Consider the following 21,650-nt stretch of genomic DNA (forward strand, 5'->3'; position numbering starts at 1 on the left):
AATATTTAATATAATAAAAATAGAAGGAATTAACCTTCTATTCTGTTAATGCATATAAGAATTTTTGCAATATCTTCTCTGTCGTTTCATTCAATTTCGGTAACTTATCTACCGGAAAATATTGAAGTTGTAACCCTTCATGATCCAACCTCATGTCTCCACTCACATAATGTGCCTGATACAGATGAATTACATTAAAAACTTCATCTCCATTTGGATAACGGAAATAAACTTCTTTTCCCGAAAGAACACCCAGAAATTGCATTATTTTTGCACTTAGCCCCGTCTCCTCGAATAATTCTCTACGAGCAGTTTCTTCCGTCGTTTCTCCTAATTCCATTGCCCCGCCAGGCACACCCCAATCATATGTATCTGAACGATATTGAAGCAATACTTCTTGATTATCATTTAATATAATAATTGCTGACCCTACTAAAATAAGTGGTCTCGTACCAACTACTTTGCGTAACTCTTCAATATACCCCAATATGTAAACTCTCCTTTCCTCACCCTTCCTTATCATAACAAAATTCTCTTCCTTTTGTTGATGTAATTTTCAACAAAAAAGGAAGCTTTCGCTTCCTTTTTTTACCGTTACCTTGCTATTTGCGGGCGGTAAGACCCCTACCTCAAAATTCAGTGAAAATAAAGAAGTTAGGTGGGGAATGAACTGCCCGTAAAAGCCCGATTGGTGAGGGCTGATAATCAGTGAGGGATGAAGAACCACCCCACTGATTAAAGTTTCACTTTATTTCTTAAAGCTTTCATACTTTACAGCTTCAAAAGCTTCTTCAATTTCCTCATTGCTATAATGGACATATGTAAAACGCCCTAATTCTACTAATCTAGCTATTTCCTGTAACGCTTTATGCTGATCATATATTTCTTCAATTGTAATATGTACATAAAATTTCATTAATGGATGTTCATATAAAGGTTCTCCCACCTCTACATATACATCTTCAACCCCTTGCACAACTCTTACGTAACTCGCAAATTGATAAAGTGCTTCTCTGTCTGAAACGATTTTTAATGTATACATATATTCTCCCCCTTTCCTTTACTATAACAAAAAGATGACCACACTACGTTATAGAACTATGAAATTTTTTCGACTTGTAGTCTATATTTTCATGTAATAAGCAAGGCGTTTATCCATACATAGCATCTTTTCCCCACATATATTATAGGAAGAATTTTTTCATTTGAGGTGTCCCTTATGGATCCATACGTCAATATATGTATTTGCATTACTCCAGGCGCTAATGTTTCTGACGACCGCATCGCAAAAGATTTAGCAGTTGCAGAATCAATTTGGCATCCCATTACATTTCAAATTCAAGAAGTAATTGTGTTAAATGAGCTTTTCCGTTTTTCTGACCGTGAGATTAGTTATAAAAGTTCCATTCAAAGTCAGGAAAAATTAGCATCCTTTTTCCAAACGTGTGTAAATGAAGCTCCAGAATGTGATCTTTATATTTGTTATATTGGCAGTGATTATTTCAAAGAAACAGCAGTAATTGCCTGCGCTTATTCTTTAGCAAAACAACAACAACTTACTGGTTACATCGTTTTAACAAATTCAGCTGCTCCAATGAAAAATATATACACCCTCGCTCACGAAATTGGCCATATTTTATTCACAAGACGGATTCACGGAAAACTTACGCACGCAGATCCTCATTCTCCAACTGGCTCGGAACACCACCCTTCTCCATCAAATCTTATGTACCCTATCGTACCTCGTCCTGAAAACGTCCATATTCATTCCTTATTAACAAACGAACAAAAAGAGCTCTCTTTACAAAGCTCTTTATTGCAAAGAAAAAAACAGTAACTGTCCTGTTACTGTTTAAAACAACTGATTCCAATCCACAAACCAAATCCCGGCTGCTAGAAATACAAATAGGCAACTAAACATAAACGTAATACCTCTAAAAATCCCTATATAATATTTCTTTGGAAATAATTTTTTGCATATCCAGAGCAGCCCTTTTCCTATTAAACCGAAGAACAAAACATAACCCGATGTGTCATCTAATAAAGTATCGAAATAGTCATCATGTACCTTTTTTGAAAAGGTAGTATATAGCCCAAAAATCGTTAAACCTAAAAATATAATAGACAATATACCTAGAAATATACTTTGCATATTTGTTCCCCCTTAATAAAAAATTCAGTTCGCTCGCTATTAATATAAAGCTAGCTTACAGTTTTTTTCTCCTCATTTTTCAAAGACCATTTCATTAATACATATAAACTTCCGTACAAAAGTATAGGCTCTAACATTCCCAAATATGGGTTTTGCTTCCCTAATTCCTTAAATACAAACATAATTAATAACGGCACGATAACAGCTAATATGCCAATCCATCCAAGTATATATGCTTCAGCAATTAACAGCACAATTAAGATAGTTCCAGCTAATATATAACTTTGCATAGTAGTTAATTGTAATACAGGTGTCCCGTACCTTTTATTCATAAACATTAATAATACTAGTAATAAAATCGGTAGCAAAGATGCTACATAAATAATGCTAAATTCTTTTATTTTGCTCTTAAATGATGACATTTTAAAAGCAAATATAATTCCTCCAACAGTAACCATTAATACAATTGGATATCCAATCAACTGCACATTTGTTAATGTAAATTCATGATTAGGATTTTCAAATAATATATTAGTTAGTAGCCAATATCCACCAATACCAATAATCATCCCTAAAATACTCTTTATACTCCCACTTTTATCCCTCTCCATCTCTTTCGCCAATTCTTCCGCATATTCTTTTGGTGAATCACCGAATATATCCCTTACCGTCTTTCCCTCTTGCTCCCCTTCTATTAAATGAAGTTCTGCATCTTCTAGAAAAGCATCCACATCTTCTTCTTTAATTCCTTTTGTTATTAAATACACTTTCGTATCGATTAAAAACTTTTCTCCTTCTTTAGAAATTTGCATGATAACCTCTCCCTTATTTAACCGTTTCTCTTCTATTCGTCTTCATCATAATTTCAAGGAAAATTAAAATAAACAAACTTCCATATAAACATATAATTTGAAATAACATTGGCACGAGATCTTCCGATGTAAATGTTTGAAACACTAACATAATAGAAAGCGGAATGATTAAATATAAGTTTTTAAACCATCCTTCAAAATATATATTTATCGCTACTGTGATAATAAAAATCCCACCACCTAATATATAACTTTGCACTTGAGTGAATGTAACCATCTTTGTAGGGTATAACACATCCAATATCGTAAACGCTCCTAATAAAAACATTGGCGCTATCATGACTAAAAACCACATTGAAAACCATGTTTTTGTAAAGCTTGTTACAAAGGTCATTTTACGAAGTAGAAAATTAGGACCCATTACAGCTAAAATCAATGTAAAACTATAGCCAATGCACTGAATAAGTGAAATCTGTAAAACTCCATTATTCACTATTACAATAGAAGCAATAATCCAAAATGCTACGATATTCATTACCGTAAAACCAATTTGCTTCCACGTTTCCTGCCTATCTCTTTCCATCACTTTTACAAGTTCATTGGCGTATTCTTTCGGTGAGCTTCCGAAAATTTCTTCTACACTTTTCCCATCACTCTCACCTTCTATTAAATGCAACTCTGCATCTTCTAAAAAGCTTTCAATATCACTTTCTTTCACACTCTTTGCAGTCAAAAACAATCTCATATCTAACAAAAAATTTCGTGCTTCACTTGATAGCATTATTTTTTTCTCACCTTCCCTTCAAGCAAACGTTCTACGCTACTTTGCATCGCTTCCCAGCGATCCATAAATTCATCCAGTGCTTCCTCGCCTTTTTCTGTTAATGTATAATATTTTCTCTTTGGACCAGATGGTGACTCCTTCATTACGCTTGTTATTAACCCTTCTTTTTGCATTCGTATTAATAAAGGATAAATACTCCCCTCACTCGCCATTGTAAAACCATACTTCGCTAGCTTTTCACTCATTTCATAACCGTATATTTCACCTTCAGAAATAATAGCAAGTAAGCACCCTTCTAAAATCCCCTTCAGCATTTGACTTGTCGACATAATTCAAATCCTCTCGCTATCTTGTTTTACAAGATAGATAAGCGTAAGTATCTTGCTTTACAAAATAGTATAGCAAAGACTATTTTGCAAAACAAGATAGCTGGCAATATTTTTCCAAATTTTTGCAGGATTTTTATTATCCACTCTCTAAATAGAGCAATAAGAGAACTTTTATTATGAAGGAGTGTTTTTCATCATGGTTACAAATCGAGTTGTCTTTTTAACAGGTGCTGCGAGCGGTATTGGTTATGAAATGGGACGTGCTTTCGCCAAAGAGGGTGCTAAAGTTGTCATTAGTGATCGCCTTGAAGATCGTGCAAAAGAAGCTGCTGAACAATTGCAAAAAGAAGGCTATCAAGCTATCGGTTTAAAATGTGACGTTACAGTTGAAGAAGAAATTGTAGCAGCAATTTCTCAAACAGTTACTCACTTCGGCTCATTAGACATATTAATTAACAACGCAGGAATGCAACATGTTTCACCGATTGAAGATTTTCCAACTGAAAAGTTCGAGCTGTTAATCAAAATTATGCAAATCGCTCCTTTCATCGCAATTAAGCATGCCTTTCCGATTATGAAAAAACAAAAATATGGTCGGATTATTAATGTCGCTTCTATTAACGGCCTTGTCGGATTTGCTGGAAAAGCTGCTTATAATAGTGCGAAACATGGTGTAATCGGATTAACAAAAGTGGCTGCTTTAGAGGGAGCAACTCATGGAATTACTGTAAATGCTCTTTGCCCTGGATATGTTGATACCCCTCTTGTACGAAATCAACTACAAGACTTAGCAACTACGCGAAATGTACCACTTGAAAATGTTTTAGAAGATGTTATTTATCCTCTCGTACCGCAAAAGCGCTTGTTGCAAGTACAAGAAATTGCGGATTACGCTATGTTTTTAGCAAGCGAAAAAGCAAAAGGCATAACTGGTCAAGCTGTTATTATCGATGGTGGATATACTGCTCAATAAAGTGAAACTTTAATCAGTGGGGTCTTACTGCCCACAAATAGCGGGATAAAAAATAAAGTTTGCTCTTCGCGAGCAAACTTTATTTTACTTTCTATCGCGAGGATCTTTCTACTTTAGTAATTGTTTAGGGAGTTTCTCAATTGCAACAATCACTCCGTCTAATTTACTTTCAATGCGATGTAGTAAATATAGCGTTACAACAATTGGAAACCCCACATTACCTATCATCCTAATCCACTCTTCCATCTTTCTCTCCTCCCTTCATTACATAAATAAGAGAACAAGAGATTCTTAGGCATAAAAAAACAAGCTATTTGTGATTAGCTTGTTTTTTCAAATAATGATGTAATTTCTCGCTTATAATCTCCATGTAAAATACCTTTCTCAGTAATAATCCCTGTAATTAATTCATGCGGTGTTACGTCAAATGCAGGGTTAAATACAGGCGTTCCAAGTGGTGCTACTTGTTTCCCAAAAATTTTCGTAACTTCTGTTTCATCTCTTTCTTCAATAACAATTTCAGCGCCTGTTTGTTTCGTAATATCAAATGTAGATAACGGCGCTGCAACGTAAAATGGGATACCGAAATACTTTGCTAATATAGCTAAATTCAATGTTCCTATTTTATTCGCAGTATCACCATTTTCAACGATTCGATCTGCTCCTACGATAATCGCATCAATTTCTTTCGTACGAATTGCATGAGCTGCCGTATTATCTGTAATAAGCGTTACATCAATTTCCGCTTGTTTCAACTCCCAAGTCGTTAAACGTCCCCCCTGTAAAACTGGTCTTGTTTCACATGCATACGCATGTAAATGTACACCTTTCTCTTTCCCAATATAAAACGGTGCTAATGCAGTACCATATCTAGCAGTCGCGATACTCCCTGCATTACAAATTGTTAAAATTTTATCACCGTCTTTAAAACACGTTAAACCATGTTCTCCAATATTTCGGCACACTATTTCATCCTCTTGCTGAATGCGAAGCGCTTCTTCTTCTAATATTTTTTGAGCTTCTTTTATTGTAGTAATCTCTCGAATAGATTCTCTCATACGATCGATTGCCCAAAATAAATTGACTGCTGTCGGGCGTGATGTTCCTAAATAGTTACAATCTCTATTAAACTTCTTTTGAAACTCATCGATATTTATAGCATCGTATTTCTTTGCCGCAAGCGCCAAACCAAACGCAGCTACAATTCCAATTGCAGGTGCCCCGCGTACTTCTAACATAACAATGCTTTTCCATACCTCTTCAATAGTCGTTAATGTTTTAAACTCAGTAATATGCGGTAGTTTTGTTTGGTTTAATACCGCAATGGCATCGCCTTTCCAACTTACAGATCTCGGAACAGTAACAATTGTACTCATGCTTTTACCCCTCCAGAAACTGTCTGTTGAAATAGTGTTCGGAAGAGTTGAATATCAGCACTCTTAGATTCATATTTTATTAGTTCTTTTCCTAAGTATAGAGCTTGCTTCTTAGCTTGAATTCTTTTTTCTTTATTTGCTATTTCATCTAAATCAGCTACATGAGCTAAGCCAATTGTTCTACGAATCAGTTCACATCCGGCAAACCCGACGGCATCAGTAAAGATATTTTGCAAAATAATTGGTAACCATTGTTTTTCTTTCGTATATGCTTCTACCCCTTCTCCAATCCATAACCTCGTAAAAGCTTCTACAAAATAACTCCATGTCTTCTCTATATGGAAAAATAGTATATTTCTCTGCTCTTCTTCTCTTGATAAAGCATTTAATAATAAATTTGCAACAAATTGACCGATATCAAATCCAAATGGACCGTACGTTGCAAACTCTGGATCAATTACTTTCGTTTCAGAAGGTGATGAAAATATACTACCAGTATGTAAATCTCCGTGTATGAGAGCCTCTTTTCTCGTCAAAAACTTATACTTATACTGTGCTACTTTTAATTTTAAAGTTTTATCACTCCACAGTTCATCAACCACTAGTTGTAACTCTGGTTCATAATCATTTGTATCATAATGACTAAACGGATCTGTAAACACTAAATCTTCTGTAATTTTGCTAAGGTCTGGGTTTACAAATGTACCTTCTAGTACCCTTTTCTCTTCTGACTGTAAACCGAAATCTGAAGTATAAAACAACACATGTGCTAGAAAACGACCAATATGTTGGGATAAAAGTGGATATCCTTCTCCATCTATTAATCCTTTTCTTGTAATTGTTAGCCTTGATAAGTCTTCTATGACTGTTATTGCTAACTCTTCATCATGACTGTATACTACCGGCACATATTCCGGTACATACTTCGCGAAAATTTGTAATGCTTTACTTTCAATCGTCGCTCTTTTTATAGACAATGGCCAGCTCTCACCAACTACTTTCGCATATGGCAGTGCTTGTTTTATTATAATAGACTTCTCTCCATCATCTAATTTGAACACGTAATTTAAATTTCCATCTCCAATTTCATGACAAACTACATTTGCTTTCTTTTCAAAATAACCGTGTTCTTTCGCATATTGTATAGCTGTTGTTTCAGTTAATGAATAATATCCCATCGTCTTCTCCCCCTTTTAATTCAGAGGTTTTTCTAGCACAGAAAAACCTCTTTCCACAAAGAAAGAGGTTTGAAGTTTATCTTCTCCCCTCTTATCTGCCAGAAAGTAAACTTTCTGCTGGAATTAGCACCGTGCCTTTTGGCGTCATAAACGCCCCATTTCACAATGGTATTACGGTCGGTTGCTGGGCTTCATCGGGCCAAATCCCTCCACCTGCTCTTGATAAGAGTTATATAATTTTTTGAATTTTTAACTTTATGTTGAAGACTATACCAAGAATAAAAATCACTTGTCAACATTTTATTTGTATAATTCTGGACGGCGATCCGCAAAAACAGGAATTCCTTTACGTACCTCGTTAATTTTCTCGAATGTAAGGTCTCCAAATAAAATTGATTCCTCTTCATTTGCCTCTACTACAACTTCCCCCCAAGGATCCACAATTAAAGAATGGCCTGCAAACTCATTATTAGGATCCTTTCCTGCCCTATTACATGCCACAACATAACACTGATTTTCAACTGCTCTTGCTTGCAATAGTAAGCGCCAATGCGCTAAACGAACTAATGGCCATTCTGCTACAACAAATAAAACTTTTGCACCTTTAGCAGTATGAACGCGCATCCACTCTGGAAAACGAATATCATAACAAATGGTGCCGGCGCATTCTACATCATCTAGCTTAAATTCGCCTGTACTATTTCCAGCTACTAAATATTTATGTTCATCCATCAGCTGAAATAAATGTACTTTACTATATTCATTAACTAGATCTCCTTCTTTGTTTACAACATACATTGTATTTGTAACACCTTGCTCTGTTTGCTTCGCTATAGAACCACCAACAATATGTACACCATATTGTTTCGACCATTCTTTCAACGTTTCTTTCGTTTCTACTCCATCCCTATCTGCAATTTCAGAAAGTCTCGTTAAATCATATCCTGTCGTCCATAGTTCTGGTAAGACGATAACATCTGGTCTTTCCTTCATCGCTTCACTTATTTTATTTTTAGCGTTCTCCATATTTTTTGCTACATCTCCAAAGACAATATCCATTTGAATACATGCGACTTTCATTTTGTCAGCCCCATTCTTATTTTTTTCTTTACAAAATACTGGAAAGATTATATCATTTGTCACTAGAATTGTAACAACTTTCAAAAGAGGTGGAAAGTATGAAATTATTTCAACCTTCTGAGATAGTAACATCATTGCCTACACAATTTTTCGCTTCACTTGTTGCAAAAGTTAACAAGGTCGTTGCAGCTGGTCACGATGTTATTAATCTAGGTCAAGGTAATCCAGATCAACCAACACCGCAGCATATCGTAAAAGCTTTACAAGATGCTGCAGAAAAGACCATTCATCATAAATATCCGCCATTTCGCGGACACGAGAGCTTAAAAGAAGCCGTGGCAACATTCTATCAACGTGAATATGATGTAGTAGTAAACCCCAAAACTGAAGTTGCTATTTTGTTTGGTGGAAAGGCTGGATTAGTAGAATTACCAATGTGTTTTACAAACCCTGGTGATACTATTCTCGTTCCAGATCCAGGCTATCCAGATTATTTATCAGGAGTTGCTTTAGCAAAAGCACAATTTAAAACAATGCCGCTTATTGCAGAAAATAAATTTTTACCAGATTATACGAAAATTGATAGTACTATCGCTGAACGTGCAAAATTAATGTTTTTAAACTATCCAAACAATCCTACTGGTGCTACTGCATCAAAAGATTTTTTTGATGAAACCATTCATTTTGCTAATAAACATAATATATTAGTTGTTCATGATTTTGCTTACGGCGCTATTGGGTTTGATGGTCAAAAGCCGGTTAGTTTCTTACAAGCAGACGGTGCCAAAGATACAGGAATTGAAATTTATACTTTATCAAAAACTTTCAATATGGCGGGATGGCGTATTGCTTTTGCAGTAGGGAATGAAAGTGTTATTGAAACAATTAACTTATTACAAGATCATATGTATGTTAGTATATTTGGTGCAGTTCAAGATGCTGCCCGTGAAGCACTATTAAGTTCACAATCTTGCGTCGTAGACCTTGTAAATAGTTACGAATCTCGCAGAAACGCTCTTATTTCAGCTTGTCATTCAATTGGTTGGAATGTAGATATTCCAACAGGATCATTCTTTGCATGGCTTCCTGTACCAGAAGGATATACATCTGAGCAGTTTTCTGATATTTTACTAGAAAAAGCACACGTTGCAGTTGCTCCTGGTATTGGATTTGGTGAGCACGGCGAAGGGTATGTCCGCGTTGGTCTCTTGCATACAGAAGAACGATTACGAGAAGCCATTAATCGAATTGATAAATTGAATTTTTTCAAAAAGTCATTGACAACATGAAAAATATCTGACAAAATTCAGTTATCTTAAAAATTAAAACATTTCTAAATACTTCTTATCAAGAGCAGGTGGAGGGACGAGCCCGACGAAGCCCGGCAACCGATCTACATAATTGTAGACACGGTGCTAATTCTCGCAGCATTACGCTGACAGATAAGGAGCTGGTTGTAAAAAAACCTCTCCTTAGCTGAGAGGTTTTTTTATTTAACTAGGAGGTTATAACAATGAGCGGAATTATAGCGACGTATTTAATCCATGACGATTCACATAACTTAGAAAAAAAAGCTGAGCAAATTGCACTTGGGTTAACAATTGGCTCTTGGACTCATTTGCCACACTTATTGCAAGAACAATTAAAACAGCATAAAGGCAATGTCATTCATGTTGAGGAATTAGACGAACAAGAGCATACCAATTTGTATCTAGGTAAAAAAGTAAAACGCGGGATTATTAAAATCGAATACCCGTTATTAAATTTCAGTCCAGACTTACCAGCGATTTTAACAACTACATTCGGAAAGCTATCACTTGATGGCGAAGTGAAATTAATTGATTTAACTTTTTCAAACGAGCTAAAAAAACATTTTCCTGGTCCAAAGTTCGGTATTGATGGCATTAGAAATATTTTACAAGTGCATGAACGTCCCCTTTTAATGAGCATTTTTAAAGGGATGATTGGACGAAATATTGGGTATTTAAAAACCCAATTACGCGATCAAGCTATTGGTGGTGTAGATATCGTAAAAGATGATGAGATATTATTTGAGAATTCATTAACACCACTAACAAAGCGCATTATATCTGGAAAAGAAGTTTTACAAGCAGTATATGAAACATACGGCCATAAAACGTTATATGCAGTAAATTTAACAGGACGAACTTTTGACTTAACAGAAAATGCGAAGCGCGCAGTACAAGCTGGTGCTGATATTCTATTATTTAATGTATTTGCTTACGGACTAGATGTACTACAATCACTTGCAGAAGATGCTGAAATTTCAGTTCCTATTATGGCTCACCCTGCTGTGAGTGGTGCTTATTCATCATCCAAGCTATATGGAGTCTCATCTCCATTATTACTCGGAAAGCTATTACGTTATGCTGGTGCAGATTTTTCTTTATTCCCATCTCCATATGGGAGCGTTGCGTTAGAGAAAAAAGAAGCTCTCAACATTTCAAAGTATTTAACTGAGGAAGACACATTTTTCAAGAAGAGCTTTGCTGTCCCATCTGCTGGCATTCATCCTGGTTTCGTTCCCTTTATCTTGCGAGATTTCGGTAAAGATGTTGTTATTAATGCTGGTGGCGGGATACATGGGCATCCGAATGGAGCACAAGGTGGTGGAAAAGCTTTCCGCACTGCAATTGACGCTACTTTACAAAGCAAGCCACTCCATGAAGTAGATGAAATAAATTTGCATAGCGCACTACAAATATGGGGAAATCCCTCTCATGAGGTGAAATTATGAGTATTCAAGTATTTTGTGATTTCGATGGTACGATTACAAATAATGATAACATTATGTCCATTATGGAAAAATTCGCACCACCAGAAGCAGAAGAAGTAAAGAATAGAATTTTATCACAAGAGCTATCTATTCAAGAAGGTGTTTCTCAATTATTTCAAATGCTACCTACTAATTTACACGATGATATGATTCAATTTTTAAAAGAAACTGCCGAAATCCGTAGTGGCTTTCATGAATTTATACAATTTACAAATGAAAATAATATTTCTTTTTACGTTATATCAGGTGGAATGGATTTCTTCGTCTATCCACTCTTGCAAGGAATCATTCCCAAAGAGCAAATTTACTGTAATAAAACAGACTTTTCAGATGAACACATCACAGTGAATTGGCCTCACCCTTGTGATCATCACTGTCAAAATAATTGCGGATTATGTAAATCATCTTTAATCCGTAAATTAAGTGATACAAATGACTTCCATATTGTGATTGGAGATTCTATTACTGATCTACAAGCTGCGAAACACGCAGATAAAGTGTTCGCCCGCGACTTTCTTATTACCAAATGTGAAGAAAATCGTATTGCTTATACACCGTTTGAAACATTTCACGATGTTCAAGCTGAATTAAAACATTTGTTGGAGGTGAAATTATGAAACAACTTTTTCGTCAATGGTATGACTTAAGCGAGATTAAAAAAGAGTTAACAATACGAAATTGGTTTCCAGCAACAAGTGGTAATATTTCTATAAAAGTTAGTCATGAGCCACTTACTTTTCTTATTACAGCAAGCGGTAAAGATAAAACAAAAACTACTCCAGATGATTTTCTATTAGTAGATCATCTAGGGGTTCCCGTATTAGAGACTGAATTACGCCCTTCAGCAGAAACAATATTGCATACACATATTTATAACAATACGAATGCCGGATGCGTACTTCATGTTCATACAACTGATAACAATGTCATCACAAATTTGTATGGTGATGCAGTCACCCTTCAAAATCAAGAAATTATTAAAGCTCTTGATATTTGGGAAGAAGGTGCAACGATTCACATTCCTATTATTGAAAACCATGCTCATATCCCAACACTTGGAGAGGACTTACGAAAACATATACAAGGAGATTCGGGAGCAGTATTAATCCGTAATCATGGTATTACCGTATGGGGCCGAGATAGCTTTGATGCAAAGAAAAGATTAGAAGCTTATGAGTTTTTATTCCAATTTCATATAAAACTATTATCAATTCAAGGAGGCGTTTCTAATGGCGCAAATTCGTATTCATGAAGTAAATACTCGCATTGAAAATGAGGTGGAAGTATCAAAATTTCTACAAGAAGAAGGCGTTTTAAATGAGAAATGGAATATTTCTAAACTTCCTACTCATTTAAATGAAAATTATTCATTAACAGATGAAAACAAAGCTGAAATATTAGCGGTGTTTTCAAAAGAAATCGCTGATGTTTCAGAGCGCCGAGGTTATAAAGCATATGATGTGATTTCACTTTCTAGTAGCACACCTAACCTTGATGAGTTATTAATTAATTTCCAAAAAGAACACCATCATACTGACGATGAAGTTCGCTTTATTGTCAGCGGTCATGGCATCTTCGCTATTAAAGGAAAAGATGGTCGATTCTTTGACGTTGAACTTGAGCCTGGTGATCTTATATCTGTACCTGAAAATGCAAGACATTATTTTACCTTACAAGATGATCGCCAAGTTGTAGCTATTCGTATTTTTGTTACAACAGAAGGTTGGGTTCCAATTTATTAAGGTAGCTAGTTGAATAAAAGATTGGAACCCCTTTTCCAATCTTTTATTCACTCTACATATATACATCCTCCTATGGAACAGGCTTATTTCATAACATTGAAGTAAGCCTGATTTTTTATTCACTAAAATAATTTGTCCCTTTCGTTTATTCAAATCACACTTCCATTTTATCAAGTACATTTCGGAATACTTTTTGAACATTTATCGAACTTTTTTTGAATTTTTTCTGAAAATTCTGTTTTACGTATGATATACTACAACTAATAAGAAGGAAAAGAATATTGCAAGCAGAGGGGGATAATCATGAGTTTACTTATCGCACTTATACTAGGAGTTTCATGTGGAGCTATTCCTGTCATTTTAGGAGCTATTATGGAAGAATTAGAAGTTGGTGTTTTAGGTTTTGCAGCATCTTGTGTAAGCGCTTTATTTTTCGGTTTGTACGGTGCTATTCCTGTTTCTATCCTGTGCGCATTTTATATACTACGCCATGCTCGCGCAAAACAGTTTGGTCCTAATCACATTGCACAAGTTATTCCATTCCCAATTGAACGCTGCCGCCGCGCTTCCAGCCTATAAATTATCCAACTTAAATATTATGCCTGCCTAAATAAATAAAAAGTCCTCAGATGAGGACTTTTTATTTATTTTCTTCTAGAAATTGAAACAATTCTTGCAAATGAAGTGCATCTTCACTATAGCTAACGGACACGTGACATGTCCCTTCAATCTCAGCATGCATATAAAGGGCAATTCCATCTCGATCATATTTCAATGCCAAATAAAAATCCATTTCCTCTAACATCTTTTTCGAAGTTCGGATAACATAATGCCCTTTCTCATCTCGTCCATATTCGAAACTTGGCTCAAAATCGTATTTTTGTTTAAAAGCTTCTTTTTGCTTATCATTAATCTGTACACAAGTTGATTGCTGCACAGCATCAATCATCTCATCAAACTTTTGGAGATCCATCTCACTTACCCCCTATGTATTTTTTGTATAACACTTGCGTTCCGCTATTCTCTTCTCCAGCTACGATTAGTTCTTCATACAATTCCTTCGCTAAGGTTAAACCCGGTACTGGTAATTGTAGTTTTTCAGCTTCATCTAAAGCAATCTTCATATCTTTCATAAAATGCTTTACATAAAAACCAGGTTCAAAATCTCCCTTTAACATTCGAGGAGCTAAATTACTTAATGACCAGCTACCTGCTGCTCCTGTTGAAATACTCTCTAATACTTTATCTGGATCTAGTCCAGCCTTTTTCGCATAAGCAACAGCTTCACATACTCCAATCATGTTGGAAGCAATTGCAATTTGATTACACATTTTTGTATGTTGTCCACTCCCTGCTGGTCCTTGCAGCTGAATATTTGTTCCTAGTTTTTCAAATAACGGTAAACATTTATCATATATTTCGTTCTCTCCACCGACCATAATTGCGAGTCTTGCTTCTTTCGCACCGACGTCTCCTCCAGATACAGGCGCATCTAACGTATATATATTCTTACTTTTACCAGCTTCATTAATACGTTTTGCCAATGTTGGTGTAGATGTTGTGAAATCAATTGCGATCGTGCCTTCATTTGCATTCTCCAAAATCCCATCTATCCCAAAATACACTTCTTCTACATCATGTGGATATCCAACCATAGTCATTACAACATCAACTTGCTTTACTAACACTTTCGGTGTATCACACCAAATCGCACCCTCCTGTACTAAAGAATCCGCTTTTTCTTTCGTTCTATTATACACATATACTTTATAACCACTTTGCATTAAATGGTTAACCATACTTTTTCCCATCACACCTATACCAATGAAACCTATTGATAAATTTTTATTTTCCATCTTCTCATCCCCTTTGTTCTAATAAATCATTTACCATCTTTCGAAATTCCTTATTAAAATCATCATCCAAACCATTCTTCACATTTGAGAATAAAATAACAAACGTTCCTTTTTCTTTATTGAAATTATTAAACGTATTCCAACCAGATAATACACCATGATTATGAAAATAGTCCGGATATATATAAAAACTAAATGCATATTTCCGTTCTGCTGAAGGTGTAAACATCGCTTGTATACTTTGTTCAGAAAGAAGCTTTCCATTTATAATCGCTTCATCTAATTTTTTCATATCCCCTACTGTCGTATACATCTCACCAGATCCATATAACCAGTCCATTCCTAATTTTTGCGCTGGTACAAGTTCTTGATCTTTCTTCACATAACCCTTCGTGAAATTTTCATCTCCAGGTACCATATTTCCCATACCTGATTCATGCATCTCTGCCTTTGTAAATATATTTTCTTTTATATAATCTCCTAAAGGCTTTTTCGTTATATTTTCTATAATATAAGCGAGCACCATATAATTATAATCCGTATACTTCCAACCTGTCCCTGGTGGAAAATCTAACTTTTGACTTCCAATCCAATTTATTAAATTTATACGTGAAGCTACATTAACCTTTCCTTTCCCATTTTCCGGTAAACCAGATGTATGCGTTAATAAGTGATATAACGTAATGTTTTTATCTGCTGGAAATGAAGGAATGTATTTATTTACATTCTCTTGAATATTTAACTTCCCTTGTTCTTGCAACTGTAAAATGGACGTAGCAACAACTGTTTTCGTAATAGAACCGATACGATATTTTGTTTGAGGCGTATTTTCTATTTTATTTTGAACATCAGCATATCCATATCCTTTATTCAATATAACATGCTCTTTATCTGTCACCAAAACTGTCCCATTAAATTGCTTTCCTACTAAATATTGATCTAACTTTTGAGATATACTAGCATAATCAATTTTTTGTACTTCTTCTATATTATCCTGTACCTCTGACTCAATAGCGGGAGTTACCTTTGTTGTTAATACTGCTTGTTCCTTTAGATCGGGACTATAGAGAAAATAGTATACTCCGCTGCAAACTACAACAGACAGTGAAGCCATAATCATTATTTTTTTTTTCATATTGTTCCTCCATAATTACTTCGTGAAGAATGGTCCCCCATATTCTATTATCAGGCAATAAAAAAAAATCGCAACAATTTGTTGCGAAAAATCACATTTTTTCCTTTCTATATATACATACTTGATTTTTCCCATTTTTTTTTGCTTCATATAATGCAATATCCGCTCTTTGCATTAATTCCTCTTTAGTAATTCCTTGCTCATATAACGCAACTCCAAAACTCGCTGTTAATTTCGAAATTCCAGAGAACTGCTTTGTTTCAATGAAAAATCGTAACGATTCCGCAACTTGAAACGCTTCTTTTTCTACCGTATCTGTCACTAATATTATAAATTCTTCTCCTCCCCACCTTGCAAATATATGTTGATGTTCAACTTTAGATTTCATAAGATCTGCAAGTTGTACTAATGCTAAATCGCCAAAATCATGACCATATGTGTCATTTACTGATTTAAAGTTATCTATATCAAACAAAATAAGTGCTATTTTTTTATCATTACGTGTTACATTCTCCCACTCTGTCTCCAATATTTGTTGGAATTTCAAACGATTATATATTTCTGTCAATGAATCTATCATAGCCAGTCTTTCTTGCTCTTGATAGATTTCATCTAATTCTGTAATCTCTGTGCATTTTACTATAAATCGCGATAAGTCTTCTGGTAATGGTGTCGCACGTAATAAAAAGGTAGAAGCTTCCCCTTCATAATTGTGCATCTTAATTCTTCTTCCATTTGATAAAGTATCATCCAGCCATGTTACATCGTGAGTCGTCGAATAATATCCAGTCTCTCTTATAAGATGTTCTGCAAACACTAGATGTTGTTCACGATAGGTAATTAAATTATCATATCCGAAAAACTCTAAAAAATTTGTATTACAATCAACAATCTCATCATCTTCTACTATAAATAATAAATCATTTTGAAAATCAAACATCGTTTGAAGTAATTCCTGCTGCAAACTTACTTGTCGCACTAAAGAAAGCTGATATAAACTCTTATTCACTTCCTCCAATACTACTTGTGGGGTTACTGGTGCTATAACAATATTACGTATTCCTAACAGTAGTAAATCTGCAAACTCATTGTTTATCTGTTGATCCCAAATGATAATGAATGTGCTCTGTGAATTATATATATTCTTTATATATTTTATTTGAGCAAAATCTGTTACATACATAATTACAATATGCGGTCTAGTTCTATGAAACAACATTTCTCCTTCTTCAAAACTATTTGCTATAAACATACATTTTGGATGGACGTTTTCTATCGTTTGTTGATGTGTACATCCATCTTCTATATAAAGGACATTCAACTGAAGATCTTGTAATACATTTTGGAAAACAGTATTCTCTAATAAAAAATGTAGTATGTTCATCACTAGTCTTCACTCACTTCATATATCTTGTTCTACTGAATTCCTCGTAATCATTTTATAAAAAATAGTTCTCAAAAAAATCCGATTAGTGAGGAATGCATATTAACAAGCTAATTGAGAATGTTATCTTCGCTTATCTACTCTAGAAATTCCTTTTTTAGTGTATGATTATAGGAATTGTATCGTTTGTATGAATGCCCCATCTCGTCACTTAAAACTTGACAATTAAAATAAAGTTATTATATCCTTAAATTCAATAACTTACAAAATGTAAGTAGAATATATTACATTTATTTCATATTAAGTTGATATGTAATTTGGAGGATATATAATGACAAACAATGACTTTTTTAACGTTTTATATGAACGCACATCTACACGTGCATTCAACCCTGAAAAAGAAATTTCATCTACAGAATTACATGAAATTTTAAAAGCCGCTGCACAAGCACCTTCTGCTTGGAACTTGCAACACTGGAAATTCCTTGTTTTCCAAGGCGAAAACGTACAAAAACGATTACATCCAATTGCTTATAACCAACAACAAATTCTTGATGCTTCTGCCGTAGTCGCTATTTTAGGTGATTTAGAAGCATATAAAAATGTTGAACCTGTTTACGGTCCAATTGTTGAACAAGGATTTATGAAAGAAGAAGCAAAAGAGCGCTTAGCTAAAAACATTGAATCTGCATATACTCGTGAGCAATACCCACGAGATGCTGCCTTTTCAAATGCTGCTTTAGCAGCAATGCAACTTATGCTTGCTGCTAAAGCAACTGGTTGGGATACTTGCGCTATTGGTGGCTTCAACCCACAGGCACTAATGGAAGAATTTAATGTTTCATCTCGTTACGTACCAATTATGCTTATTACAATTGGTGAATCCACTTTAAAAGGTCACCCTGCACCACGCATGAGCGTAGAACAAGTGAGTGAATGGGCGAAATAATAAAAAAACGAAGGTAATTTCATTACCTTCGTTTTTTTATATTCTGTTACACATCCGTAATATTACAATGTATTATTCGACATCTATACATAGAAAAATCGTAATTTTCATGCTATCCCCATAAACAAATATGGCGTTTTGTGTCGAAATTTGTTAAACCACCGAAAGATAACCGTGTATTTTTGTTACAATTGTGATACAATGATAACAAATAGATAACAAGAGAGGGATTTTCATTGAGTTCATACGGAAGCTTTATCGCACTTTTAAGTTACATAGTAACTGTACTACTGCTATATTTTATTGGCGATGCTGCAAACATATCAGTGTTACAATTCCCAAAAGAAGAAGTGTTCCAATTAGAAGCAGAAAAACATACTGCACGATCCATTGCACCGCTACTCCTAGCTCTTCCTGTATATATCATCGTTTTATATAAAAGCAAAAAAGTGTAATGGCTACCTAATTTATTTCATTTCGGTGGTCTTTACATTTTTTTGTGATATTTCCCCTATTTTAAACATCATTCCGTAATAAACACCCAGCTAGTCATTTAAAATGAGAAAATCCCCTAGTAAAAATTTCATTCTCTGTCCAGTCACCGACTGCCGAACTTACATAGATTATAAGTGTGAAGGGGGTGATGAGGATTATGTTTGGATCATTTGGATGCTGTGATAACTTTAGAGACTGTCATCATCGTGAAAGAGAGTGTGACCATCGCGACCATCGCGAGAAAGAGAAAGAAGAAGTTAGACCACAACGAACTGCTGTATGTAACGTACTTGCTAGCATTTCAGTTGGAACAGAGCTTTCTCTTTTAAGCATTAGAGGTAACGGAACATTCAACAATGTAATTTTTGAAGGTTTCGCTAACGGCGTTGCTCTTTTCTCTGCTTTAGCTCGTAATAACGATAACAAAGATAACAATAAAGACGATAAGAACAATCAAAATCAAAATACTTTTACTGGTATTTTACGTGTATGCCCAACTGATATCGTTGCAATCGCTATCTAATTCTGTTCCTTATCCTCTATAGTAAGAAAATAAGATTTGCTTTTCTCCTAGAAAAAACCTGAGACCGATTTCAAATCGACTCAGGTTTTTTTACTATTATATACTTTTAACTAACTCAACAACTTCTTCAGCAGTTGACATCATTAATGCTTTTTCTGCTAATGTTTCCATTTCTGCTTTTGACAACTTGCTTAGTTGTGTTCTTGCAGGAAGGATAGATGTTGCACTCATACTGAACTCATCTAAGCCTAATCCTAATAATAATGGGATAGCAAGTGAATCTCCCGCCATCTCACCACACATACCAGCCCATTTGCCTTCTTTATGAGCAGCATCGATAACCATTTTTACAAGACGTAAAATAGATGGGTTATATGGTTGGTATAAGTAAGCTACTTGTTCGTTCATACGGTCCGCAGCCATTGTGTATTGGATTAAGTCATTTGTTCCGATAGAGAAGAAATCAACTTCTTTTGCGAATTGATCTGCTAATACTGCTGAAGCTGGGATTTCAACCATCATACCAACTTCAATAGAATCAGAAACAGTTGTACCCGCTTCTACAAGTTTTGCTTTCTCTTCTAATAAAATCGCTTTCGCTTGACGGAACTCATCAAGAGTTGCAATCATTGGGAACATAATTTTTAAGTTACCGTATACGCTAGCACGAAGTAATGCACGAAGTTGTGTACGGAACACATCTTGCTCATCAAGACATAGGCGAATTGCACGGTATCCTAAGAATGGGTTCATTTCTTTTGGTAAATGTAAGTATGGAAGCTCTTTATCTCCACCGATGTCAAGTGTACGAACAACGACAGGTTGACCTTCTTTTACACCTTCAAGAACTGCTTTATACGCATCGAACTGCTCTTCTTCTGTTGGAAGATTGTCACGGCCCATGTATAAGAATTCTGTACGGTATAAACCAACGCCTTCTCCGCCATTATCGATAATACCTTGTACATCATTTGGTGTTCCGATATTAGCAACAAGCTCAACGTGATGTCCATCGCTTGTTACAGTAGCTTGGTCTTTTAATTTTGCCCATACAGCTTTTTGCTCTTCAAATTTCGCTTTCTTTTCTTCAAACGAACGAAGAGTTTCTTCTGATGGATTTACAATTACTTCTCCATCTAAACCGTCAATGATTACGATATCGCCGTTTTGGATTTTCTCCATAACAACTTTCGTACCAACAACAGCTGGAATTTCCATAGAACGAGCCATAATTGCAGAGTGAGATGTACGTCCACCGATATCAGTTGTGAAACCTTTTGCATACTTACGGTTTAACTGAGCTGTATCAGATGGTGTTAAATCTTCAGCAATGATGATTACTTCTTCAGAAATTGTACCAGGATTTGAGAAGTTAATGCCTAGTAAATGTGCAAGAACGCGTTTTGTTACGTCGCGAATATCCGCAGCACGTTCTTTCATATATTCGTTATCCATGTTTTCAAACATAGAAATAAACATTGATGCAACTTCATCCATTGCAAATTCAGCATTTACTTTTTCGCTATTTACTTTATCTTTTACTGGATTTACTAATTCTGGATCATTTAATACTAATAAATGTGCTTCAAAGATAGCAGCTTTATCAGCACCTAGCTCAGCAAAAGCGTGATCCTTAATAGCTTCTAGTTCAGATTTTGCTTTCTCAAGCGCAGCGTCTAAGCGTGCAATTTCAGCAGCTTCGTTCGTAATTGATTTCTTTTCAATGTTAAATTCAGGATTCTCAAGTCTGAAAGCCTTTGCAATAGCAATCCCACTTGATGCAGCGATCCCTTGGATATTAAGAGTCATTATTCTCCTAATCCTTCGTTTTTCATAGTTTCTTCGATAGCTGCTAGTGCTTGAGCTGCATCATCACCATTTGCAGTGATCTTAATTTCCGCGCCTTGTTGAATTCCTAAAGACATAACACCCATGATTGATTTTAAGTTAACGTTTTTTCCGTTATACTCTAAGTTAATGTCAGAACCAAATTTGCTTGCAGTGTTTACAAGTAGAGTTGCTGGACGAGCATGAATTCCTGAATCGCTAGTTACTTTAAAGATTTTTTCCATGATAATTTATCTC

The 21,650-nt window shown here is 35.1% G+C and carries 27 protein-coding genes and 2 riboswitches; of the genes, 11 read left to right on the forward strand and 16 right to left on the reverse strand.

Going from position 1 to position 21,650, the window contains the following annotated elements:
• Window positions 1–37: 37 nt before the first annotated feature.
• Complete coding sequence (locus BAQ49_RS21140; RefSeq protein ID WP_071746918.1) at window positions 38–487, reverse strand: NUDIX hydrolase; 450 nt, start codon at window positions 485–487, stop codon at window positions 38–40.
• Window positions 488–748: 261 nt separating this feature from the next.
• A complete protein-coding gene (locus BAQ49_RS21145; RefSeq protein WP_071746919.1) occupies window positions 749–1,042 on the reverse strand; it encodes a DUF3928 family protein in 294 nt (97 codons plus the stop codon).
• Window positions 1,043–1,219: 177 nt separating this feature from the next.
• Between BAQ49_RS21145 and BAQ49_RS21150 the strand changes: the two genes are divergently transcribed.
• Window positions 1,220–1,837: an ImmA/IrrE family metallo-endopeptidase gene (locus BAQ49_RS21150; protein ID WP_071746920.1), complete on the forward strand. Its 618-nt coding sequence runs from the start codon at window positions 1,220–1,222 to the stop codon at window positions 1,835–1,837.
• A 15-nt stretch (window positions 1,838–1,852) separates the two neighbouring features.
• Here the strand turns inward: BAQ49_RS21150 and BAQ49_RS21155 are convergent, their stop codons facing one another.
• The 4 genes from BAQ49_RS21155 to BAQ49_RS21170 are packed head-to-tail and all read right to left on the reverse strand — an operon-like array spanning window position 1,853 to window position 4,077.
• Window positions 1,853–2,152 (reverse strand): DNA-binding protein, encoded by a 300-nt coding sequence (locus BAQ49_RS21155; protein WP_071746921.1) that lies wholly within the window; start codon window positions 2,150–2,152, stop codon window positions 1,853–1,855.
• Window positions 2,153–2,202: 50 nt separating this feature from the next.
• Entirely contained in the window at window positions 2,203–2,964 is a 762-nt protein-coding gene (locus BAQ49_RS21160) for a DUF1129 domain-containing protein (protein ID WP_071746922.1), read from the reverse strand.
• 13 nt (window positions 2,965–2,977) lie between these two features.
• Window positions 2,978–3,745 carry a DUF1129 domain-containing protein gene (locus tag BAQ49_RS21165; RefSeq protein WP_071746923.1) on the reverse strand — a complete coding sequence of 256 codons (768 nt, stop codon included), beginning with the start codon at window positions 3,743–3,745 and terminating at the stop codon, window positions 2,978–2,980.
• Complete coding sequence (locus tag BAQ49_RS21170) at window positions 3,745–4,077, reverse strand: PadR family transcriptional regulator (protein WP_071746924.1); 333 nt, start codon at window positions 4,075–4,077, stop codon at window positions 3,745–3,747. Before BAQ49_RS21170 ends, BAQ49_RS21165 begins: the two co-directional genes overlap by 1 nt.
• 196 nt (window positions 4,078–4,273) lie before the next feature.
• On the opposite strand from BAQ49_RS21170, the gene BAQ49_RS21175 reads away from it, so the two are divergent.
• Entirely contained in the window at window positions 4,274–5,050 is a 777-nt protein-coding gene (locus BAQ49_RS21175) for a 3-hydroxybutyrate dehydrogenase (protein WP_071746925.1), read from the forward strand.
• 108 nt (window positions 5,051–5,158) lie between these two features.
• On the opposite strand, the gene BAQ49_RS21180 is transcribed toward BAQ49_RS21175, so the two are convergent.
• The 4 genes from BAQ49_RS21180 to BAQ49_RS21195 form a co-directional block, all read right to left on the reverse strand.
• A complete protein-coding gene (locus BAQ49_RS21180) occupies window positions 5,159–5,296 on the reverse strand; it encodes a YvrJ family protein (protein ID WP_000393342.1) in 138 nt (45 codons plus the stop codon).
• 74 nt (window positions 5,297–5,370) lie between these two features.
• Entirely contained in the window at window positions 5,371–6,426 is a 1,056-nt protein-coding gene (gene mtnA / locus BAQ49_RS21185; RefSeq protein WP_071746926.1) for an S-methyl-5-thioribose-1-phosphate isomerase, read from the reverse strand.
• Window positions 6,423–7,604 carry an S-methyl-5-thioribose kinase gene (gene mtnK, locus BAQ49_RS21190; protein ID WP_071746927.1) on the reverse strand — a complete coding sequence of 394 codons (1,182 nt, stop codon included), beginning with the start codon at window positions 7,602–7,604 and terminating at the stop codon, window positions 6,423–6,425. The genes mtnA and mtnK overlap by 4 nt, the downstream gene beginning before the upstream one ends.
• Before the next feature lie 88 nt (window positions 7,605–7,692).
• Window positions 7,693–7,833, reverse strand: a riboswitch (SAM riboswitch).
• Window positions 7,834–7,904: 71 nt separating this feature from the next.
• A complete protein-coding gene (locus BAQ49_RS21195) occupies window positions 7,905–8,768 on the reverse strand; it encodes a carbon-nitrogen family hydrolase (protein ID WP_071746928.1) in 864 nt (287 codons plus the stop codon).
• A 14-nt stretch (window positions 8,769–8,782) separates the two neighbouring features.
• Between BAQ49_RS21195 and BAQ49_RS21200 the strand changes: the two genes are divergently transcribed.
• The 6 genes from BAQ49_RS21200 (at window position 8,783) to BAQ49_RS21225 (ending at window position 13,802) form a co-directional block, all read left to right on the forward strand.
• On the forward strand, window positions 8,783–9,973 hold the full coding sequence (locus BAQ49_RS21200; protein ID WP_071746929.1) for a pyridoxal phosphate-dependent aminotransferase: 1,191 nt from the start codon (window positions 8,783–8,785) through the stop codon (window positions 9,971–9,973).
• Between the two features lie 52 nt (window positions 9,974–10,025).
• A riboswitch (SAM riboswitch) is annotated at window positions 10,026–10,133 on the forward strand.
• Window positions 10,134–10,197: 64 nt separating this feature from the next.
• The gene (gene mtnW / locus BAQ49_RS21205) at window positions 10,198–11,442 is read left to right on the forward strand and encodes a 2,3-diketo-5-methylthiopentyl-1-phosphate enolase (RefSeq protein ID WP_071746930.1); all 1,245 of its coding nucleotides are present in this window, start codon (window positions 10,198–10,200) and stop codon (window positions 11,440–11,442) included.
• Window positions 11,439–12,098: a 2-hydroxy-3-keto-5-methylthiopentenyl-1-phosphate phosphatase gene (locus BAQ49_RS21210; RefSeq protein WP_071746931.1), complete on the forward strand. Its 660-nt coding sequence runs from the start codon at window positions 11,439–11,441 to the stop codon at window positions 12,096–12,098. Before mtnW ends, BAQ49_RS21210 begins: the two co-directional genes overlap by 4 nt.
• Entirely contained in the window at window positions 12,095–12,733 is a 639-nt protein-coding gene (locus tag BAQ49_RS21215) for a methylthioribulose 1-phosphate dehydratase (RefSeq protein WP_071746932.1), read from the forward strand. The genes BAQ49_RS21210 and BAQ49_RS21215 overlap by 4 nt, the downstream gene beginning before the upstream one ends.
• Window positions 12,711–13,223, forward strand: a complete 513-nt coding sequence (locus BAQ49_RS21220; protein WP_071746933.1) for a 1,2-dihydroxy-3-keto-5-methylthiopentene dioxygenase — start codon at window positions 12,711–12,713, stop codon at window positions 13,221–13,223. The genes BAQ49_RS21215 and BAQ49_RS21220 overlap by 23 nt, the downstream gene beginning before the upstream one ends.
• A 303-nt stretch (window positions 13,224–13,526) precedes the next feature.
• Window positions 13,527–13,802: a hypothetical protein gene (locus BAQ49_RS21225; RefSeq protein ID WP_071746934.1), complete on the forward strand. Its 276-nt coding sequence runs from the start codon at window positions 13,527–13,529 to the stop codon at window positions 13,800–13,802.
• Window positions 13,803–13,863: 61 nt separating this feature from the next.
• On the opposite strand, the gene BAQ49_RS21230 is transcribed toward BAQ49_RS21225, so the two are convergent.
• The 4 genes from BAQ49_RS21230 to BAQ49_RS21245 all read right to left on the reverse strand — a co-directional run bounded on the left by BAQ49_RS21230 (window position 13,864) and on the right by BAQ49_RS21245 (window position 17,598).
• Window positions 13,864–14,196 (reverse strand): DUF3909 family protein, encoded by a 333-nt coding sequence (locus BAQ49_RS21230; RefSeq protein ID WP_071746935.1) that lies wholly within the window; start codon window positions 14,194–14,196, stop codon window positions 13,864–13,866.
• A 1-nt stretch (window position 14,197) separates the two neighbouring features.
• A complete protein-coding gene (locus BAQ49_RS21235; RefSeq protein ID WP_071746936.1) occupies window positions 14,198–15,079 on the reverse strand; it encodes an NAD(P)-dependent oxidoreductase in 882 nt (293 codons plus the stop codon).
• A gap of 4 nt (window positions 15,080–15,083) precedes the next feature.
• Window positions 15,084–16,214: a serine hydrolase domain-containing protein gene (locus tag BAQ49_RS21240; RefSeq protein ID WP_071746937.1), complete on the reverse strand. Its 1,131-nt coding sequence runs from the start codon at window positions 16,212–16,214 to the stop codon at window positions 15,084–15,086.
• Between the two features lie 91 nt (window positions 16,215–16,305).
• Window positions 16,306–17,598 (reverse strand): GGDEF domain-containing protein, encoded by a 1,293-nt coding sequence (locus BAQ49_RS21245; protein WP_071746938.1) that lies wholly within the window; start codon window positions 17,596–17,598, stop codon window positions 16,306–16,308.
• 331 nt (window positions 17,599–17,929) lie between these two features.
• Between BAQ49_RS21245 and BAQ49_RS21250 the strand changes: the two genes are divergently transcribed.
• The 3 genes from BAQ49_RS21250 (at window position 17,930) to BAQ49_RS21260 (ending at window position 19,565) form a co-directional block, all read left to right on the forward strand.
• Entirely contained in the window at window positions 17,930–18,547 is a 618-nt protein-coding gene (locus BAQ49_RS21250) for a nitroreductase family protein (RefSeq protein ID WP_071746939.1), read from the forward strand.
• 236 nt (window positions 18,548–18,783) lie between these two features.
• Window positions 18,784–19,002, forward strand: a complete 219-nt coding sequence (locus BAQ49_RS21255; protein ID WP_071746940.1) for a hypothetical protein — start codon at window positions 18,784–18,786, stop codon at window positions 19,000–19,002.
• Between the two features lie 197 nt (window positions 19,003–19,199).
• The gene (locus BAQ49_RS21260; RefSeq protein WP_071746941.1) at window positions 19,200–19,565 is read left to right on the forward strand and encodes a DUF3915 domain-containing protein; all 366 of its coding nucleotides are present in this window, start codon (window positions 19,200–19,202) and stop codon (window positions 19,563–19,565) included.
• 96 nt (window positions 19,566–19,661) lie between these two features.
• Here the strand turns inward: BAQ49_RS21260 and ptsP are convergent, their stop codons facing one another.
• Together ptsP and ptsH are read right to left on the reverse strand one after the other, a co-directional pair.
• Entirely contained in the window at window positions 19,662–21,374 is a 1,713-nt protein-coding gene (gene ptsP, locus BAQ49_RS21265) for a phosphoenolpyruvate--protein phosphotransferase (protein WP_071746942.1), read from the reverse strand.
• The gene (gene ptsH, locus BAQ49_RS21270) at window positions 21,374–21,637 is read right to left on the reverse strand and encodes a phosphocarrier protein HPr (protein WP_000411079.1); all 264 of its coding nucleotides are present in this window, start codon (window positions 21,635–21,637) and stop codon (window positions 21,374–21,376) included. Before ptsH ends, ptsP begins: the two co-directional genes overlap by 1 nt.
• Window positions 21,638–21,650 lie beyond the last annotated feature (13 nt).

The sequence above is a fragment of the Bacillus proteolyticus genome, assembly GCF_001884065.1.
GTDB classification, from domain to species: Bacteria; Bacillota; Bacilli; order Bacillales; family Bacillaceae_G; genus Bacillus_A; species Bacillus_A proteolyticus.

What these genes read in the sequence shown, in the direction of transcription:
- BAQ49_RS21145 (WP_071746919.1), bottom strand. Translation starts at nt 1,042, where the DNA reads ATGTATACATTAAAAATCGTTTCAGACAGAGAAGCACTTTATCAATTT.
- BAQ49_RS21150 (WP_071746920.1), top strand. Translation starts at nt 1,220, where the DNA reads ATGGATCCATACGTCAATATATGTATTTGCATTACTCCAGGCGCTAAT.
- BAQ49_RS21155 (WP_071746921.1), bottom strand. Translation starts at nt 2,152, where the DNA reads ATGCAAAGTATATTTCTAGGTATATTGTCTATTATATTTTTAGGTTTA.
- BAQ49_RS21160 (WP_071746922.1), bottom strand. Translation starts at nt 2,964, where the DNA reads ATGCAAATTTCTAAAGAAGGAGAAAAGTTTTTAATCGATACGAAAGTG.
- BAQ49_RS21165 (WP_071746923.1), bottom strand. Translation starts at nt 3,745, where the DNA reads ATGCTATCAAGTGAAGCACGAAATTTTTTGTTAGATATGAGATTGTTT.
- BAQ49_RS21170 (WP_071746924.1), bottom strand. Translation starts at nt 4,077, where the DNA reads ATGTCGACAAGTCAAATGCTGAAGGGGATTTTAGAAGGGTGCTTACTT.
- BAQ49_RS21175 (WP_071746925.1), top strand. Translation starts at nt 4,274, where the DNA reads ATGGTTACAAATCGAGTTGTCTTTTTAACAGGTGCTGCGAGCGGTATT.
- BAQ49_RS21180 (WP_000393342.1), bottom strand. Translation starts at nt 5,296, where the DNA reads ATGGAAGAGTGGATTAGGATGATAGGTAATGTGGGGTTTCCAATTGTT.
- mtnA (WP_071746926.1), bottom strand. Translation starts at nt 6,426, where the DNA reads ATGAGTACAATTGTTACTGTTCCGAGATCTGTAAGTTGGAAAGGCGAT.
- mtnK (WP_071746927.1), bottom strand. Translation starts at nt 7,604, where the DNA reads ATGGGATATTATTCATTAACTGAAACAACAGCTATACAATATGCGAAA.
- BAQ49_RS21200 (WP_071746929.1), top strand. Translation starts at nt 8,783, where the DNA reads ATGAAATTATTTCAACCTTCTGAGATAGTAACATCATTGCCTACACAA.
- mtnW (WP_071746930.1), top strand. Translation starts at nt 10,198, where the DNA reads ATGAGCGGAATTATAGCGACGTATTTAATCCATGACGATTCACATAAC.
- BAQ49_RS21210 (WP_071746931.1), top strand. Translation starts at nt 11,439, where the DNA reads ATGAGTATTCAAGTATTTTGTGATTTCGATGGTACGATTACAAATAAT.
- BAQ49_RS21215 (WP_071746932.1), top strand. Translation starts at nt 12,095, where the DNA reads ATGAAACAACTTTTTCGTCAATGGTATGACTTAAGCGAGATTAAAAAA.
- BAQ49_RS21220 (WP_071746933.1), top strand. Translation starts at nt 12,711, where the DNA reads ATGGCGCAAATTCGTATTCATGAAGTAAATACTCGCATTGAAAATGAG.
- BAQ49_RS21225 (WP_071746934.1), top strand. Translation starts at nt 13,527, where the DNA reads ATGAGTTTACTTATCGCACTTATACTAGGAGTTTCATGTGGAGCTATT.
- BAQ49_RS21230 (WP_071746935.1), bottom strand. Translation starts at nt 14,196, where the DNA reads ATGGATCTCCAAAAGTTTGATGAGATGATTGATGCTGTGCAGCAATCA.
- BAQ49_RS21235 (WP_071746936.1), bottom strand. Translation starts at nt 15,079, where the DNA reads ATGGAAAATAAAAATTTATCAATAGGTTTCATTGGTATAGGTGTGATG.
- BAQ49_RS21240 (WP_071746937.1), bottom strand. Translation starts at nt 16,214, where the DNA reads ATGAAAAAAAAAATAATGATTATGGCTTCACTGTCTGTTGTAGTTTGC.
- BAQ49_RS21245 (WP_071746938.1), bottom strand. Translation starts at nt 17,598, where the DNA reads ATGAACATACTACATTTTTTATTAGAGAATACTGTTTTCCAAAATGTA.
- BAQ49_RS21250 (WP_071746939.1), top strand. Translation starts at nt 17,930, where the DNA reads ATGACAAACAATGACTTTTTTAACGTTTTATATGAACGCACATCTACA.
- BAQ49_RS21260 (WP_071746941.1), top strand. Translation starts at nt 19,200, where the DNA reads ATGTTTGGATCATTTGGATGCTGTGATAACTTTAGAGACTGTCATCAT.
- ptsP (WP_071746942.1), bottom strand. Translation starts at nt 21,374, where the DNA reads ATGACTCTTAATATCCAAGGGATCGCTGCATCAAGTGGGATTGCTATT.
- ptsH (WP_000411079.1), bottom strand. Translation starts at nt 21,637, where the DNA reads ATGGAAAAAATCTTTAAAGTAACTAGCGATTCAGGAATTCATGCTCGT.